General features: G+C 75.1%; 15 protein-coding genes and 1 pseudogene. 10 read left to right on the top strand and 6 right to left on the bottom strand.

The window, feature by feature from the left end; translation table 11 throughout:
• Positions 1-48: 48 nt before the first annotated feature.
• Entirely contained in the window at positions 49-1,404 is a 1,356-nt protein-coding gene (locus ACIBIW_RS09155) for a dipeptidase (protein ID WP_399333640.1), read from the bottom strand.
• A gap of 175 nt (positions 1,405-1,579) precedes the next feature.
• Here ACIBIW_RS09155 and ACIBIW_RS09160 point away from each other — a divergent pair, with 175 nt between their 5' ends.
• Complete coding sequence (locus ACIBIW_RS09160) at positions 1,580-2,782, top strand: geranylgeranyl reductase family protein (RefSeq protein WP_399333642.1); 1,203 nt, start codon at positions 1,580-1,582, stop codon at positions 2,780-2,782.
• A 39-nt stretch (positions 2,783-2,821) separates the two neighbouring features.
• Here ACIBIW_RS09160 and ACIBIW_RS09165 read toward each other — a convergent pair whose 3' ends face one another.
• Positions 2,822-3,253 carry a nitroreductase family deazaflavin-dependent oxidoreductase gene (locus ACIBIW_RS09165; protein ID WP_399334015.1) on the bottom strand — a complete coding sequence of 144 codons (432 nt, stop codon included), beginning with the start codon at positions 3,251-3,253 and terminating at the stop codon, positions 2,822-2,824.
• Positions 3,254-3,790: 537 nt separating this feature from the next.
• Here ACIBIW_RS09165 and ACIBIW_RS09170 point away from each other — a divergent pair.
• From ACIBIW_RS09170 to ACIBIW_RS09180, 3 genes are all read left to right on the top strand, one after another.
• Positions 3,791-4,522 carry a TetR/AcrR family transcriptional regulator gene (locus ACIBIW_RS09170; RefSeq protein WP_399333644.1) on the top strand — a complete coding sequence of 244 codons (732 nt, stop codon included), beginning with the start codon at positions 3,791-3,793 and terminating at the stop codon, positions 4,520-4,522.
• Positions 4,523-4,649: 127 nt separating this feature from the next.
• Entirely contained in the window at positions 4,650-5,945 is a 1,296-nt protein-coding gene (locus ACIBIW_RS09175) for a sensor histidine kinase (RefSeq protein WP_399333646.1), read from the top strand.
• Positions 5,942-6,607: a response regulator gene (locus ACIBIW_RS09180; RefSeq protein WP_399333649.1), complete on the top strand. Its 666-nt coding sequence runs from the start codon at positions 5,942-5,944 to the stop codon at positions 6,605-6,607. Before ACIBIW_RS09175 ends, ACIBIW_RS09180 begins: the two co-directional genes overlap by 4 nt.
• A gap of 31 nt (positions 6,608-6,638) precedes the next feature.
• Here ACIBIW_RS09180 and ACIBIW_RS09185 read toward each other — a convergent pair whose 3' ends face one another.
• The gene (locus ACIBIW_RS09185) at positions 6,639-7,862 is read right to left on the bottom strand and encodes an MFS transporter (RefSeq protein ID WP_399333651.1); all 1,224 of its coding nucleotides are present in this window, start codon (positions 7,860-7,862) and stop codon (positions 6,639-6,641) included.
• Positions 7,863-7,950: 88 nt separating this feature from the next.
• On the opposite strand from ACIBIW_RS09185, the gene ACIBIW_RS09190 reads away from it, so the two are divergent.
• The 3 genes from ACIBIW_RS09190 (at position 7,951) to ACIBIW_RS09200 (ending at position 11,245) form a co-directional block, all read left to right on the top strand.
• Complete coding sequence (locus ACIBIW_RS09190; protein WP_399333653.1) at positions 7,951-8,601, top strand: alpha-ketoglutarate-dependent dioxygenase AlkB; 651 nt, start codon at positions 7,951-7,953, stop codon at positions 8,599-8,601.
• Between the two features lie 81 nt (positions 8,602-8,682).
• Positions 8,683-9,915 carry an ROK family protein gene (locus tag ACIBIW_RS09195; RefSeq protein WP_399333655.1) on the top strand — a complete coding sequence of 411 codons (1,233 nt, stop codon included), beginning with the start codon at positions 8,683-8,685 and terminating at the stop codon, positions 9,913-9,915.
• Between the two features lie 301 nt (positions 9,916-10,216).
• The gene (locus ACIBIW_RS09200; RefSeq protein ID WP_399334017.1) at positions 10,217-11,245 is read left to right on the top strand and encodes a pyridoxal-phosphate dependent enzyme; all 1,029 of its coding nucleotides are present in this window, start codon (positions 10,217-10,219) and stop codon (positions 11,243-11,245) included.
• A gap of 49 nt (positions 11,246-11,294) precedes the next feature.
• Here the strand turns inward: ACIBIW_RS09200 and ACIBIW_RS09205 are convergent, their stop codons facing one another.
• Complete coding sequence (locus tag ACIBIW_RS09205) at positions 11,295-12,311, bottom strand: helix-turn-helix transcriptional regulator (protein WP_399333657.1); 1,017 nt, start codon at positions 12,309-12,311, stop codon at positions 11,295-11,297.
• A gap of 231 nt (positions 12,312-12,542) precedes the next feature.
• On the opposite strand from ACIBIW_RS09205, the gene ACIBIW_RS09210 reads away from it, so the two are divergent.
• From ACIBIW_RS09210 to ACIBIW_RS09220, 3 genes and pseudogenes are all read left to right on the top strand, one after another.
• Complete coding sequence (locus ACIBIW_RS09210; RefSeq protein ID WP_399333659.1) at positions 12,543-12,821, top strand: SHOCT domain-containing protein; 279 nt, start codon at positions 12,543-12,545, stop codon at positions 12,819-12,821.
• A pseudogene (locus ACIBIW_RS09215) lies at positions 12,818-13,334 on the top strand (ATP-binding cassette domain-containing protein); the annotation flags it as partial. The gene ACIBIW_RS09210 and the pseudogene ACIBIW_RS09215, both read left to right, overlap by 4 nt.
• Positions 13,335-13,487: 153 nt before the next feature.
• Complete coding sequence (locus ACIBIW_RS09220) at positions 13,488-13,745, top strand: hypothetical protein (protein ID WP_399334031.1); 258 nt, start codon at positions 13,488-13,490, stop codon at positions 13,743-13,745.
• Positions 13,746-13,794: 49 nt separating this feature from the next.
• Here the strand turns inward: ACIBIW_RS09220 and ACIBIW_RS09225 are convergent, their stop codons facing one another.
• Both ACIBIW_RS09225 and ACIBIW_RS09230 read right to left on the bottom strand, forming a co-directional pair.
• Positions 13,795-14,250: an ATP-binding protein gene (locus ACIBIW_RS09225; protein WP_399333661.1), complete on the bottom strand. Its 456-nt coding sequence runs from the start codon at positions 14,248-14,250 to the stop codon at positions 13,795-13,797.
• Positions 14,251-14,650: 400 nt separating this feature from the next.
• On the bottom strand, positions 14,651-14,962 hold the full coding sequence (locus ACIBIW_RS09230) for a hypothetical protein (protein ID WP_399333663.1): 312 nt from the start codon (positions 14,960-14,962) through the stop codon (positions 14,651-14,653).
• Positions 14,963-15,111 lie beyond the last annotated feature (149 nt).

Below are 15,111 nucleotides of genomic sequence, written 5' to 3' on the forward strand. Positions count from 1 at the left end.
CGGCGTGTCGGGGCGGGGAACCGCCTGCTTCCGGGGGAGGACCCGTCGTTACCGCTTCCCGTACCCGCGCAGGAAGTGGGCCTCCGCGACGGCGAGACGGCGCAGTTCGTCGGGGGAGACGCTCTCGTTCGCCGCGTGGATCTGGGCCTCCGGCTCGCTCAGCCCGATCAGCAGGAACTCCGCGTCCGGGTAGAGCCCGGCGAGCGTGTTGCACAGCGGGATGGAGCCGCCGTGGCCCGCGTACTGCATCTCCTGCCCCGGGTAGGCGATCCGCATGGCCTCGGCCATGGCCGCGTACGCGGGACTCGTGGCGTCGGCGCGGAACGGCTGGCCGCTGCCGCCCTCCTTCATGCCGACCTGGACGCCCCACGGCGCGTGCGCGGCCAGATGGGCCTTGAGCAGCCCGGTGGCCTCCTCCGCGTCCATGCCCGGCGGCACCCGCAGGCTGACCAGGGCACGCGCCGAGGACTGCACGGACGGTGTGGCGCCGACGACCGGCGGGCAGTCGATACCGAGGACGGAGACCGCGGGCCGCGCCCAGATGCGGTCCGCGACCGTGCCCGAGCCGATCAGACCCACGCCCTCCAGCACCTTCGCGTCCGCGCGGAAGTCCTCGTCCGGGTACTGGAGCCCGTCCCAGGCGGCGTCGGCCGCGAGTCCGTCGACGCTGGTGGAACCGTCCGCCGCGCGCAGCGAGTCGAGCATCCTGATCAGCGCCGCGAGGGCGTCGGGCGCGGCGCCGCCGAACTGACCCGAGTGCACATTGCCCGCCAGCGTGTCCACCCGCACCCTGACCATGGTCATCCCGCGCAGCGTGGTGGTGACGGTGGGCAGGCCCACCCGGAAGTTGCCCGCGTCGCCGATGACGACGGTGTCGGCGCGCAGCACCTCCGGGTTGGCCTCCGCGTACCGTTCGAGGCCGCCGGTGCCCTGTTCCTCCGAGCCCTCGGCGACCAGCTTCACCGTCACCGGCACCCCGCCGTTCGCCTTGAGGGCGCGCAGCGCGAGCAGGTGCATGATGATGCCGCCCTTGCAGTCGGCGGCGCCGCGCCCGTACCAGCGCCCGTCGCGCTCGGTCAGCTCGAACGGGGGCGAGAGCCACGCCGCCTCGTCCAGCGGGGGCTGCACGTCGTAGTGCGCGTACAGCAGCACGGTGGGCGCGCCCTCGGGGCCCGGCAGCACACCGTGCACCGACTGGGTGCCGTCGGGGGTGTCGGCGACGGTCACGTCCTCGAAGCCCTCGGCGCGCAGCGCGCGGGCCACCCAGCGCGCGGCGTCCTCGCTGCCGCTCCTGGGGAACTGGGTGAAGTCCGCGACCGAGGGGAACGCCACCAACTCCGCAAGCTCGGCGCGGGCGGCCGGCATCAGGGAGTCGACGGTCTCGGCGATCGGATTCGGCGGCATACGTGGAACTCCTGGGGGTCGCGGGCCGGAAGTCTCCCGTTCTCGGCCGTTGTGTCCGGTGCCCGTGGGCACCTGTCGGGTTCTGGTGATCCTCCCACAGTGGCCGCGCGGGCGGGTGATCGTAGGATGCCGGTGGCAGAAGTCGCAGGCGCAGGATCGGGAGCGGTTGACCAACGTGAGCAGCGAGAACTCTTCGGACGACGTGCGACAGGTGTGGGACGTCGTCGTGGTGGGTGCCGGTCCCGCGGGAGCCGGCGCCGCGTACGCGGCGGCGGTCACGGGACGCAGGGTGCTGCTGCTGGAGAAGGCCGATCTGCCGCGCTACAAGACATGTGGCGGCGGCATCATCGGACCGACCCGCGACAGCCTGCCGCCCGGCTTCGAACTGCCCCTGCGGGACCGGGTGAACGCGGTCACCTTCACCCTCGACGGCCGCTACGGCCGCACCAGGCGCTCCAAGCACATGCTGTTCGGACTCGTCAACCGCCCCGAGTTCGACCAGCGGTTGGTCGAGCACGCGCAGAAGGCGGGCGCCGAACTGCGCACCGGGGCCACGGTGTCCCGGGTGGAGCAGCACGGGCCCGCGGTCCCCGACCGGCGCACCGCCGCGGTGGTGCTGAGCAGCGGCGAGACGCTGCTCGCGCGCACCGTGGTCGGCGCGGACGGCAGCGCCAGCCGGATAGGCGCGCACGTCGGTGTGAAGATGGACCAGGTCGACCTGGGTCTTGAGGCGGAGATCCCGGTGCCGTCGACGGTGGCGGAGGACTGGGCGGGGCGGGTGCTCATCGACTGGGGCCCGCTGCCCGGCAGTTACGGCTGGGTGTTCCCGAAGGGCGACACCCTGACGGTCGGTGTGATCTCGGCGCGCGGCGAGGGCGCTGCCACCAAGCGCTATCTGGAGGACTTCGTGGCGCGGCTCGGCCTCTCGGGGTTCGAGCCGAGTGTGTCGTCCGGGCATCTGACCCGCTGCCGCGCCGACGACTCGCCGCTGTCGCGCGGCCGGGTGCTGGTGTGCGGGGACGCGGCGGGGCTGCTGGAGCCCTGGACCAGGGAGGGCATCTCGTTCGCGCTGCGCTCGGGGCGGCTCGCGGGGGAGTGGGCGGTGCGGATCGCGGAGGCCACCGACGCCGTGGACGCCCGCAGGCAGGCCCTGAACTACGCCTTCGCGGTCAAGGCAGGGCTCGGTGTCGAGATGGCGGTGGGGCGGCGTCTGTACGGGGTCTTCTCGCGCAGGCCGGGCGTCTTCCATGCCGCGCTGACCGGCTTCCGTCCGGCGTGGAAGGCGTTCGCCCAGATCACCAGGGGCTCGACCTCGCTCGGGGAGATCGTGCGCAGCCATCCGGTGGCCAAGCGCGCCCTGAACGCGATGGAGCGCTGAAGGGCCTGGCGCCGGGGCCCCGGGGGTGTGCGCCCCGGGTCAGTCTTCGACGGTGATACGGAAGACGGGGTGCTTGGGGGCGGCGGCCAGCAGCTCCTCGTCGGTGGAGTCGGCGGTGATGTCGCCGAAGAAGCGGCCGACCTCCCAGCCCCACTTCTTCAGGTACGTGCGCATGATGACGGGCTTCTCCGCGTCGGGCAGCTCGACCGCGGTGAACTGCCGCACCTTGCGGCCGACGCGGAGCCGCCCGCCGCCCGCCGCCCGCATGTTGCGCACCCACTCCGAGTGGCCGCGGGCCGAGATCAGGTAGGGGCCGCCCTCGTAGGGAAGGGGGTTGACCGGCACGGCGCGCCACTCGCCGCTCTTGCGGCCGAGCACCGACAGCTCGGCGGTGCCGGCGAGGCTCACTCCGTGCCGGGCGAGCCAGCCGACGAAGGGGTTCATCACACGGTCGAAGCCCTTGGGCTTCATGTAGTGCCGGGCGTCGGTCCCGTGCTGCTGGGTGCCGGTCCCGGTGGTGTGCTGCTCGTTCATGACTGCCTCCGTGGCTGATCGGTGGGCCCTCGTCGGACCCCGGGGTTCGAGCGGCGCTTTGGAGAGCGCTGCTCTCGTCTGAGATCAGTGTGCACGATTGCGTGCCGCTAAAGCAAGAGCATCGCTCTCTTTTTTGTTCGCCGCTCTCTGATTCTCGCTCTCGGACGCTCTGAACTGGTCTTATGTGGTGACCGTCGATCCCCGGCAGGGAGGGCGTGAGGGTGGTGGGCGACGGGGCGGGGTGGACATGGGGGCGCGCGAGGCGTGTTCTGGGAGGGCGCTCGTCGCCCGGGCGCCCCCTTCGGGCCGTGTCGCCTCCCTTCTCAGGAGAACCCCACGCGTCCGTGGGCGCGCGACGGAGCCCGTCCGGTGCCCGTCTTCGTGTGCACCGATCCGAAAACGGATCATCGCACCAATCCAAGTGCATCGCTCCGATATGTGTGCAGCGCTCCCTTTCCGTGGCACACTTCGACCATGAGTGCGACGAGTGGAGCCCGTGCCCGTGCCCGGCTCGAGGTCACGGCGGCCATCAAGGATGAGGCGCGCAGGCAGCTTGAGCAGGAGGGCGCGGCGCGGCTCTCGCTGCGCTCCGTCGCCCGTGAGCTGGGCATGGTCTCGTCGGCGCTCTACCGCTACTTCGCGAGCCGGGACGACCTGCTCACCGCCCTCATCATCGACGCCTACGACGCGCTCGGGGCCGCCGCCGAGAGCGCGCACGCCGAGGTCGCCGACGAGGACCCACGGGAGCGGTGGCACACCGTGTGCACGGCCGTCCGTGCCTGGGCCCTCGCGAAGCCGCACGAGTACGCGCTGATCTACGGCTCGCCGGTGCCTGGCTACCGCGCGCCCCAGGTCACCGTGGACTCCGCGGCCCGGGTCGGCGAACTGCTCCTCTCGGTCCTGCGGGACGCCCACGAGCGAGGCGCGCCGGGCGCCCCGCCGCTGCCGCCGCCGCTGAAGCCCGAGGGCGAGCGCATGGTGGAGACGTTCGCACCGGGTCTGCCGCCCGAGACCGCGGTGGCCTTCACGATGGCGTGGGCGGAACTGTTCGGGCTGATCAGCTTTGAGCTCTTCGGCCAGTTCGAGGGCGTCGTCCTCGGCCGCGACGCCTTCTTCGGCCACGCCGTCGACCGCCTCGCCGACTCCGTGGGACTCCCCGCCGCTGGGCGCCCGGCGGGGGAGCGGGCGGACCGCACCGCCCGCTGAGGCGCAGGCTCGCGAGGCAGCCCCGCGGAGTCACCTGCGCCCCGGGACCCGTACTTCCCGGGGAGTACGCGCGCCCACCACGCCCGTCGGACGCCGCGGGCGGCCCCCGGCGTTTAGCGTGTGCGGCATGGCACAGCAGCGCACCCCGCCCGGCGGCGAGGGCCACGCGGAGCGCGGCGCCGGTCCCCGGCGTTGGCGGCCTGGACCGCCGCCCTGGATGGCCCACACGGCCGACGACGACGCGCCCTTCGGCCGGCTGCCCTGGGCCTCCACGCTGCTCGTGACCGCGTTCGTCCTCGTCGGCACCGGCTTCGCCGCACGCGGGCAGGCCGACAGGGCCGACCTCGACGTCCTCGCGCGCGTGCTGCTGGGCTGCGGCGGCCTCGTGCTGCTGGCCCGCCGCCACCACCCCGTGGCCACCGTCTACGCCACCTGCGCCCTCACCCTCGTCTACCTCGGCGGCGGCTACCCGTACGGGCCCGTCTTCCTGTCCGTGGCCGTCGGCTGCTACGCCGCCGTGACCAGCGGGCACCGCAGGGCCGCCTGGGGCGCGCTCGGCATGCTCTGGGGCGGGCACCTGCTCGTCGGGCACTGGCTCTACCGGTATCTGCCGCCGGGCGGCGACGGGCCGAGCCCCTGGGCACCCGAAGTCGCCGTCGCGGCCTGGGTCCTCGCGGTCCTCGCGGTCAGCGAGCTGATCAGGGTGCGCCGCGAGCAGTGGGCCGGGGAACGGGCGGAACGCGCCCAGGCGGCCCGGCGCAGGGCCGACGAGGAGCGACTGCGGATCGCCCGCGAACTCCACGACGTCCTGGCCCACAGCATCTCCGTGATCAACGTCCAGGCCGGGGTGGGGCTCGCGCTGCTCGACTCCGACCCGCAGCAGGCCCGCGCCGCGCTCACCACCATCAAGGCGGCGAGCAAGGAGGCCCTGGGCGAGGTGCGCACCGTCCTCGACACCCTGCGCACCCCGGGCGAGGCGCCACGCGCCCCCGCGCCCGGGCTCGACCGGCTCCCCGAACTCGTCGAGCAGGCCGCCGGGGCGGGACTCACCGTCACGGTCACCACCGACACCGACACCGACACCGCCGACACCACGGCCCGACCGCGGGGAACCCGCCCCGCCGCGCTGCCGCCCGGGCTCGACCTCGCCGCCTTCCGTATCGTGCAGGAGGCGCTGACCAACGTCGTACGGCACTCCGGGTCGCGCGAGGCGCGCGTCGAGGTGCGCCGCACACCGGGCGCGCTGCGGCTGCGCGTCGACGACGACGGGCCCGCGACCGGCGCGGAGGCCGGGGGCAGCGGCAACGGACTCGCCGGAATGCGCGAGCGCGCCGCCGCCCTCGGTGGCACGATCGAGGCGGGCCCCCGCGACGACGGCGGCTTCCGGGTCCTGGCCGTACTGCCACTCAAGGAGGCGCCGTGATCCGGGTCCTGCTCGCCGACGACCAGTCGCTCGTCAGAGCGGGGTTCAAGGCACTGCTCGACGCCCAGCCCGACATCGAGGTCGCGGGGGAGGCGGCCGACGGCGAGGAGGCCCTGCGGCTCGTCGGCGAACTGGGCCCCGACGTCGTGCTGATGGACATCCGCATGCCGGTCCTCGACGGCCTCGCCGCCACCCGCCGTATCACCGCCGACCAGGCGCTCGACGGCGTCCGGGTGGTCATGCTCACCACCTTCGAACTCGACGAGTACGTCTTCGAGGCCATCAGGTCGGGAGCCTCCGGATTCCTCGTCAAGGACACAGAACCCGAGGAACTGCTGCGCGCCGTACGGGCCGTCGTCGACGGCGACGCACTGCTCTCACCCGGCGTGACCCGCAGGCTCATCGCCGAGTTCGCCGCACGCTCCAAGGCCCCCGCGGCCGCCGACTCCCTCGGCGGGCTCACCGAGCGGGAGCGCGAGGTGATGGCCCTCGTCGGCATCGGCATGTCCAACGAGGAGATCGCACGGCGGCTCGTCGTCAGCCCCCTCACCGCCAAGACCCACGTCAGCCGCACCATGGTGAAGCTCGGCGCCCGCGACCGCGCCCAACTCGTCGTCCTCGCCTACGAGTCGGGTCTTGTACGGCCCGGCTGGCTCGGCTGACACCGCACTCGGCGGCGCGCCTGTGGCACGCTCAGGCGGCCGACGTCGCCCGCCGGGTCACGAAGCCGATCGCCGCCGCCACCGCCGCGAGCAGCGCCACGCTCGTCAGCGCCGAGGGCAGCGACCACCAGTCGGTCATGAAGCCGATGGCGGGCGGCCCCAGCAGCATCCCGCCGTAACCGAGCGTCGACGCAGCGGCGACACCGCCAGGACCCGTCAGCGCGCCCGCCCTGTCGACCGCCACCGGGAAGATGTTGGACAGCCCGACACCGGTGACCGCGAACCCGAGCAGCGCCACCCACACCGAAGGCGCAAGCGAGCCGAGCAGCATCCCGCACGCGGCGGTGAGGCCGCCCCCCACCAGGATCGCGGTGCGCCCGAGCCGTTCGAGCAGCGTCGTGCCGCTGAGCCGCCCGAGCGTCATGGCGAACGCGAAGCAGGAGTAGCCGACGGCCGCCACCCCCGGGTGCGCGTGCAGGTCGTCCTCCAGGTGCAGGGCGCTCCAGTCCGCGAGGGCACCCTCGCCGTACGAACTGCACAGCGCGATCACACCGAACACGAACACCAGGCCGCGCACAGAACCGGAGCGCGGCCGCGCGCCCGCCGCTGCCGCCTTCCTCGGCCCGGGTACCGCCTCGGGGCGCGCGGGCGCCTCGTACCGCAGCAGGGTGCGGCCCGCCGCGGCGGTGACGAGCACACCGATCACCGCTATCCCGACCAGGTGCCTGGTCGGCGACAGATGCCCCGCCACCAGGCCCCCGAGCCCGGAGCCGACCATCCCGCCGAGGCTGAACGCGGCGTGGAAACTCGGCATGACCGGCCGCCGCAGCGCCGCTATCAGATCCACCGCCGCGCTGTTCATCGCCACGTTGAGACCCCCGTACGCGGCGCCGAACACCAGCAGCGCGAGCCCGAGCACCCACACCGAGTGCGTCAGCGGCGGCAGCGCCACCGAGAGCGGCGTCAGCACCCCGCAGACCACGGTCATCCCATGGTTGCCGAAGCGCCGGCAGAGCCGTCCCGTGAACATCATCGTCACCACGGCCCCCGCCGACACCCCGAGCAGCGCGAGCCCCAGCGCGCTCGGCGAGGCGTGGGTCTGCGACTTCACCGCGGGGATACGGACCACCCACCCCGCGAAGACGAAGCCGTCGAGGGCGAAGAAGACGGTGACCGCGACCCGGAGCCTGCGCAGCACCAGGGCGGTCCTGTCGGCGGGGTCCTTCGGCGGAACGAGTTTGTTTACGGTCGGCACAAACTGAGGCTAGAGGCGGGGACCACTCCCGGCAAGGGATGTGACCGGGGGCACCGGAGCCCCGGAGAGGGCCTGCCATGATGCCCCGATGACCGACGAGCTGTTCCCCCTGGCCCCGGCGGAGATCGCCCCGGGCGCCGTCCACCTGCCGGGCCTGCTCTCCTTCGAGGAGCAGCGCGGCCTCCTCGCCGACTGCCGCGCCTGGGCCCGCCCCCCGGCGGGTCTTCGCACCGTGCGCACCCCGGGCGGCGGCGTGATGAGCGCCCGCCAGGTCTGCCTGGGCCGGCACTGGTACCCGTACGGCTACGCGCGCACCGTCACGGACGGCGACGGCGCCCCGGTCAAGGAGTTCCCGCCCGCGCTCGGCGACCTCGCGCGCGCCGCGGTGGCCGCGGCTTACGGCGCCCCGAGCACCGCCCCGTACGACATCGCGCTGATCAACTTCTACCGCGGCGACGCCCACATGGGCATGCACCGCGACAGCGACGAGCGGAGCGAGGACCCCGTGGTCTCGTTCAGCCTCGGCGACACCTGTGTCTTCCGCTTCGGCAACACCGCCTCGCGCGGGCGCCCTTACACCGATGTGCGGCTGCGCAGCGGCGACGGCTTCGTCTTCGGCGGGCCCTCCAGGCTCGCCTACCACGGGGTGCCCTCGGTGGCCGCGGTCAGCGCCCCCGTGGCGCTCGGCCTCGACGGGCGGCTCAGCGTGACCCTGCGGGTGAGCGGGCTCACCGGGTGACGGCGTCGGCTTTCGGTCACCGCGCCGCCCGGGCGCGCACGACGGGGCCCCACGCCGGGCGATCATGACAGACTCGCGGGCATGAGCGGCCACCCGACATCCCAGGCGGCGGGCGGAGGACCCCCGCGCACCCGGCTCGAACGGGGGCGCAACGCCCTGGGCCCCGCCCTGGAACTCGTCCACACCGGACGCGCCCCCACCCGCGCCGTGCTCACCGCGGAACTCGGCGTCACCCGGGCCACCGCGGGCGCCGTGGCCGCCGAACTGGCCGCGCTCGGGCTGATCAGCGTCGACGCACGGCCGAGCGCCGAGGGCTCCCAGGGGCGCCCCTCGCACCGGCTGCACGTCGCGGGGGAGGGCCCGGTGGCGCTCGCCGTGCAGGTGCACACCGAGGGCTACCGCTCGGCGCTCGTGGCCCTCGGCGGCCGGGTCGTCGCCACCACCGTGGGCTGCGACCCGGTGACCGCCGACCCCTCCGAGGTGCTCGGCGCCGCGGTGGCGGCGGGGGCGCGGCTGCTGCGCGAGACCGGGCGGCGCTGTGTCGGCGCGGGGCTCGCCGTGCCCTCCGCGGTCGCCGAGCCCGACGGGGTGGCGCTCAGCCCGCTGCACCTCGCCTGGCCGATGGGGTCCCCGGTGCGGGACATCTTCGCCCGGCGGGTGCGCGAGGCGGGCCTCACCGGCGAGGCGTTCGCCGCCAACGACATCAACCTCGCCGCGCTCGCCGAGCACCGGCACGGCGCCGGGCGCGGCGCCCGCGACCTGCTCTGCGTGGCCACCGGGCACCGGGGCGTGGGCGGGGCGCTGGTGCTCGACGGGCGGCTGCACACCGGCAGTTCCGGCCTGGCGCTTGAGGTCGGCCATCTGACCGTGAACCCCGAGGGGCGGCCCTGCCACTGCGGCGGCAGGGGCTGTCTCGACGTCGAGGCCGACCCGGTCGCCTTCTGCGCCGACACCGGGCACCCCCTCGCGCCCGGCGACTCACCGCTGCGGCACGCCGAGGCGCTGATCAGACGCACGCCCGCAGCGCCCGTGGTGCGCGAGGCCACCGCCGCCATGATCGACAGGCTCGGGCTCGGGCTCGCGGGCCTGGTGAACATCCTCAACCCTGACCGCATCGTGCTCGGCGGCTTCCACGCCGACCTGCTGCGCGCCGACCCCGACAGGCTGGGCGCCGCCGTCGCCGACCACACCCTCTGGGGCCGCGGCGGCCGCGTCCCCCTGCTGCCCTGCGCCCTCGACCACCCCAGCCTCGTCGGCGCCGCGGAACTCGCCTGGCAGCCGGTGCTGGACGACCCCCTGAAGGCGCTTGCCTGAAGGGCGGTGGCCGGTCGTGGGCGGGCGGTGGCCTCCGGCGGTTGGCAGGGGGCGGGCGGTGGCCTCCGGCGGTTGGCAGGGGGCGGCCGGGGGCCGGCGGTTCGGCTCCGGGCGGGCATGGTGCCCGGGCGCGCCGGTATGTCGGCGGCCACACAAGCCGCCGCCACATCGCCGGGCGCGCGCAGCCCCTTCTCGCGCCCCATGCTTTCCGGCCCCGGCGCCTGGGCAGATCTGTCCCGTGCCCACCGCCTCCGGAACCGCCCCGGCCGCCGGGCCCTGGTACGCCCGCCCCATCGCCCGGATGTGGACCTGCGCCCCCGCGCCCGACGGGGTGGCCGCCTTCCACGCCGCGCTGCCCGGCTATGCGCCCACCCCGCTCACCGAACTCCCGCCGCTCGCCGCCGAGCTGGGCGTCGGGCGGGTCTTCGTCAAGGACGAGTCGCACCGGCTCGGGCTGCCCGCCTTCAAGGCGCTCGGCGCGTCCTGGGCCGTCCACCGCATCGTCGAGGCGCACCGGGGCGGGGCCCCGCTGACCCTGGTGACCGCGACCGACGGCAACCACGGGCGCGCCGTCGCCCGGTTCGCCCGGCTCGCCGGGCAGCGCGCCCACATCCTGGTGCCGCGCGGCGTACACCCGGACGCCCGCGCCGCCATCGCCGCCGAGGGCGCCAGGGTGACGCGTGTCGACGGCGACTACGACGACGCGGTACGGCGCGCCGCCGCGGCACGCGGCACGCCCGGCACGGTGCTGGTGCAGGACGTCGGCTGGCCCGGCTACGAGGAGATCCCCGGCTGGGTCGTCGAGGGGTACGCCACCCTGTTCGCGGAGACCGCGGCCCAACTCGCCGCCGCCGGGGCCGGTCCGCCGGGCCTCGTGGCCGTTCCCACGGGCGTGGGCTCGCTGGCCCAGGCCGCCGTCGTGCACCACCGGGGCCACCCGGGCACCCGGGCCGCGCTGCTCGCCGTCGAGCCGGTGGGGGCCGCCTGCGTCGGCGCCAGCCTCGCCGCGGGCCACCCGGTCTCGGTGCCCTGCGGCGCGACCACGATGACGGGCCTGTGCGCGGGCACGCCCTCGCGCACCGCCTGGCCCCATCTGCTCGCGGGGCTCGACACGGCCGTCGCCGTCGCCGACGCGGAGTCCGCGCGCGCCGCCCGTGACCTGGCCGCGCTCGGCGTGTCGGCCGGGCCCTGCGGCGCCGCGTCCCTTGCGGGCGCGCGCGCCGCGCTCACCGGGCCGCACGCCCCGACACGCCGCGCCGACCTCGACGTGGGCCCCGGCGCCACGGTGCTGCTGCTGAGCACCGAGGGCGCCGAGGCCAACCCGTCCTGACCACGCGCCGCACGCCCGGCCGCGGCGGGGCGTGCGGCGGCGGGGGTGTTCAGTGCCCGGGGCCGTCGGGCCGCTCCCGGGCGGCGTCGGCGCCCCAACTGGCCAGCAGGCGCAACGCCTCCTGGGAGGGCGATCCCGGCTCGGCGTGGTAAGCGGTCAGCGACTGGTCCCGGTCGCCGGGGAGCGCCAGAGTCTCGTAGCGCAGTGTCAGCTCCCCCACCAGAGGGTGCACGAACCGCATGGTCCCGTACGTCTTCCTCTTGACGTCGTGGGCGGCCCACAGCCTGCGGAAGTCCTCGCTCTTCACGGAGAGTTCGCCGATCAGCGAGGCGAGCAGCGGGTCGTCGGCGTGCAGCCCCGCGCCGAAGCGCAACTGCCCCACGACGTCGTACGCCTTGGACTCCCAGTCGGCGAACAGGGTGCGGGAGGCGGGGTCGAGGAAGGCGATCCTGGCCCAGTTCCGGGCCTCGGGGGCGCGGGCCGCCCAGTCCCCGAAGAGCGCGGAGGCGGTCTCGTTCCACGCCAGCACGTCGGTGCGGCGGCCCCACACATACGCGGGGACGCCCTCCATCGCGGTCAGCATCTCCCGCACCGAGACCCTGACCCGCTGCCGCGGCGGGGCCTGCCGCCCGCCGCGCGGTCTCGGCGCGGCCAGCCGCAGCAGATGGGCGTGCTCGGCCTCGGAGAGCCCGAGCGCCCGGGAGACGGCGTCCAGCACCTCGCGCGAGACATTGCGGGCGTTGCCCTGCTCGAACCGCGTGTAGTACGCCGCGGACACCCCGGCGAGCTGTGCCAGCTCCTCGCGCCGCAGCCCCGGCACACGGCGCCGCCTGCTGTGGTCGGTCAGCCCCACGTCGGACGGCTTGAGGCGGGCCCTGCGGGTGCGCAGGAACTCACTCAGCTCCGCGCCGCGCGGGTCGAGGCCCCGCCGGGAGCCGGCCACCGGGTCGGGCGCCGCGGAGCCCGGGGCCGCGGTGTCCGGGGGCGCGGCGTCCGTGACTGCGGCGGCCCGGTCGGGGGCCGCGGCGGTCGGGGGCTCGGAGCGGGCGGCGCGGTCGGTTGCCATGCCTTCGAGTATCGCGCGCAGCGGGCGTCCGAGCCTGTCCCTGCCAGGGACAGCACCACGGGACGCGGACGTACGGGCCACCGCCCGCCCCGCCGCCGGAAGCAGCCGCGGGCCCGCCGGATACTCCCGGCGGGGTATCCCCACTGCCGCTGGCCGTACGACGACGCGGGCGGCCCGGGCGAGCAGGCTCGGAGGTATACACACCAGACGCCTTCGAGGGAGATGGACCACATGCTCGACCTGGCCTTCGGACCCGACGGGCCCGGCCCGTGGATACTGCTCTTCCCGCTGCTGTGGGCCGCGGCCGTCCTCGGCGTCGTCACCGTGCTGCGGCGCACCGTGTGGCGCGGCCGCAGGGGCCCCTGGCGCCCGCAGCTCGGCGACGAGCACTCGCCGCGCGCCGTCCTCGGCCGCCGCTTCGCCTCCGGCGAGATCGACGAGGAGGAGTACTGGCGCCGTATGTCGGTCCTCGACGAGCACTTCGGCGGGACCAGGGGAGGAGCGGCCTGACCGCCACAAACCCCGCCGCCCGTGTCCTCGGCGCCGTGCAGGTGTACGGCACCGGGGACACCGCGGCACACGCCCTCGACGGCGTCGACGCCGACTTCGACGCCGGACGCTCCACCGCCATCATGGGCCCCTCGCCTCGGGCTCCGGCAAGTCCACCCTGATGCACCGCGCCGCCGGGCTCGGCACGCTCACCTCGGGCGCCGCGTACATCGGCGACACCGAACTCGGCGCGCTCGACGAGCGCCGCCTCACCCTGCTGCGCCGGGACCGTGTCGGCTTCGTCTTCCAGGCGTTCGACCTCGTGCCCACGCTGACCGTCGCCGAGAACATCACGCTCCCGCTCCACCGGGAGGGGATCGACGCCCTCGTCGACGTCGTCGGCCTCGGCGACCGGCTCCGCCACCGGCCGCCCGAGCTGTCCGGCGGCCAGCAGTTGGGGGTACCTCCCAGGCCCTTGGGCACTGGGGGAGGGTTGCCGTCGCCCGCGCCCTCGCCGGGCGCCCCGACGTCGTCCTCGGCGCCGACGGCAAGCCCGTCGGCGGCCAGGGCCCGCCCACCCCCGCGGGCAACTGGCTCACCGACCCCGAGCTGAACCCCTACAGGATCGCCGAGGGCCGTGCCCCCGCGCACCACGGCGAGGTCGTCGTCAACAAGGGCGCCGCCGACGTGTCCCAGACCCGGGCCATGGTGCGCAGGGAGTCCGTGCTGATCGCGGCCTTCGGCACCGCGGGCGGCCTCGCGCGCGGCACCTTCCTCGGCTGGGCGCTGGTCAGGGTCCCCGACGGGGCGTCGGACAGCGGTTTCGCCTTCGCGCTCCCGCCGGTCAGGCTGCTCGCGGTGCTGCTCGTCGGGCTGCCAGCCGCGCTGCGGCCCGCACGGCGCGCGGCCCGGCACCCGGTCCTCGCGTCCCTCGCGGTGGAGTAGCCCGGCGCGCCCCGAAGCCCCGCCCGCCTTCCGAAGAGGGCGGGCGGGGCTACGCCACGACCTCGGCGAGCGCCCCCTGCGCCGAGGCCCGGGCGGTGAGCCGCCCGGCGCCCGTGACGCCGAGCGTGAACCAGACCACCTTGCCCGCGTCGCCCCGCGCCCTCGCGCCCCAGCTCTCGCACATGGCGGCGATCAGCGCGAGCCCGCGCCCGCAGGTCTCGAAGGTGCCTGCCTCGCGCAGTTCGGGGAGGCGGGGGTCGTGGTCGTGCACCGCCACCGTGAGCCGGTCGAGCAGCAGCTCGATCTCGACGGTGCACCTCTTGTCCCGTTGCGCGTGCCTGTGCACGTTGGTGAGCAGCTCGGTCACCCCGAGCGCCACCGGGTCTATCAACGGGTCCTGGTGCCAGTAGCGCAACTGCGCCGAGACGATCCTGCGGACCTGTGTGATCCGCGCCGGCAGGGCCTGAAGCTCTACCGTGCAGTGCCTGCTTGACGGGCTGGTCACGGCTGCGGCTCCCCGAAGGTGAGTTCCGGAAGAACGAGAACGCATGCAGCAGTCCGGCTGCGTTCCGCGACCGCCTGCTCTGGGAACGGCGGGCCGGCCCGCAGCGTGAGCGCTGGTAAACCCTGAGTGATGTGACCAGAGTGACGCAGGACTCATCGCCCTGCAACTCGGAGCGTGGGGAGGCCGATCGCGGCGCCGCACGGTCCCTGGACGGGGCCGGTACGGGAGGGGACAGCGTGCGGCGGCGCCCGGCGCCGTGACCGGATGCGGCCGTCATGCCGCACTGCCCGGCGCGGCCGGGCGCGGCGCTGCCGCGTGCGGTGTCGCACGGCCACGGCCGGGCGCGGCCGTCGCGCCGCGCGGCGCGGGGGTGAGGGAAGAAACCGGTGCCGGTCCGCCGCTATCTGCCGCGCGCCTTGCGGACCGCCTCTATGAAGCGCCTCGCCGCCGGGCCCGACGCCTTGTCGTCGCCCTCGCCGTCCAGCTTCAGCAGATAACGGGTGCCGTTGACCTCGGCCGACGCCTGGTCGCCGCCCGTGAACCAGGGCCGGCCCGCCCGCACCGCCTGCACCGGCGCGCTGTCGATCTCGCTGCCGTAACTGGTGAGCAGCCGCAGCCGCCCCTCGCTGATCCGCACCTGTCCCGCACGGGTCAGCGAGCGCAGCCGCCTGCCGATCCCCACCCGGGTCGCCGTGTACTCCGGTTCCGCCATGTCCGAACGCCGCCCCTCGTGCTCCACCGGTCCCCGGCGCCGCGGCGCCCGGGACGCTTCCCGCCTCGAAGCGCGGCGGCGGCTCCGGGGACCGCTCCGCCCGCGACTTCGCATGTATGCAGTGTGCCCGCACCCTCCCCGACCTCACC

Source organism: Streptomyces sp. NPDC050560 (assembly GCF_044457285.1).
Classification (GTDB): Bacteria; Actinomycetota; Actinomycetes; order Streptomycetales; family Streptomycetaceae; genus Streptomyces.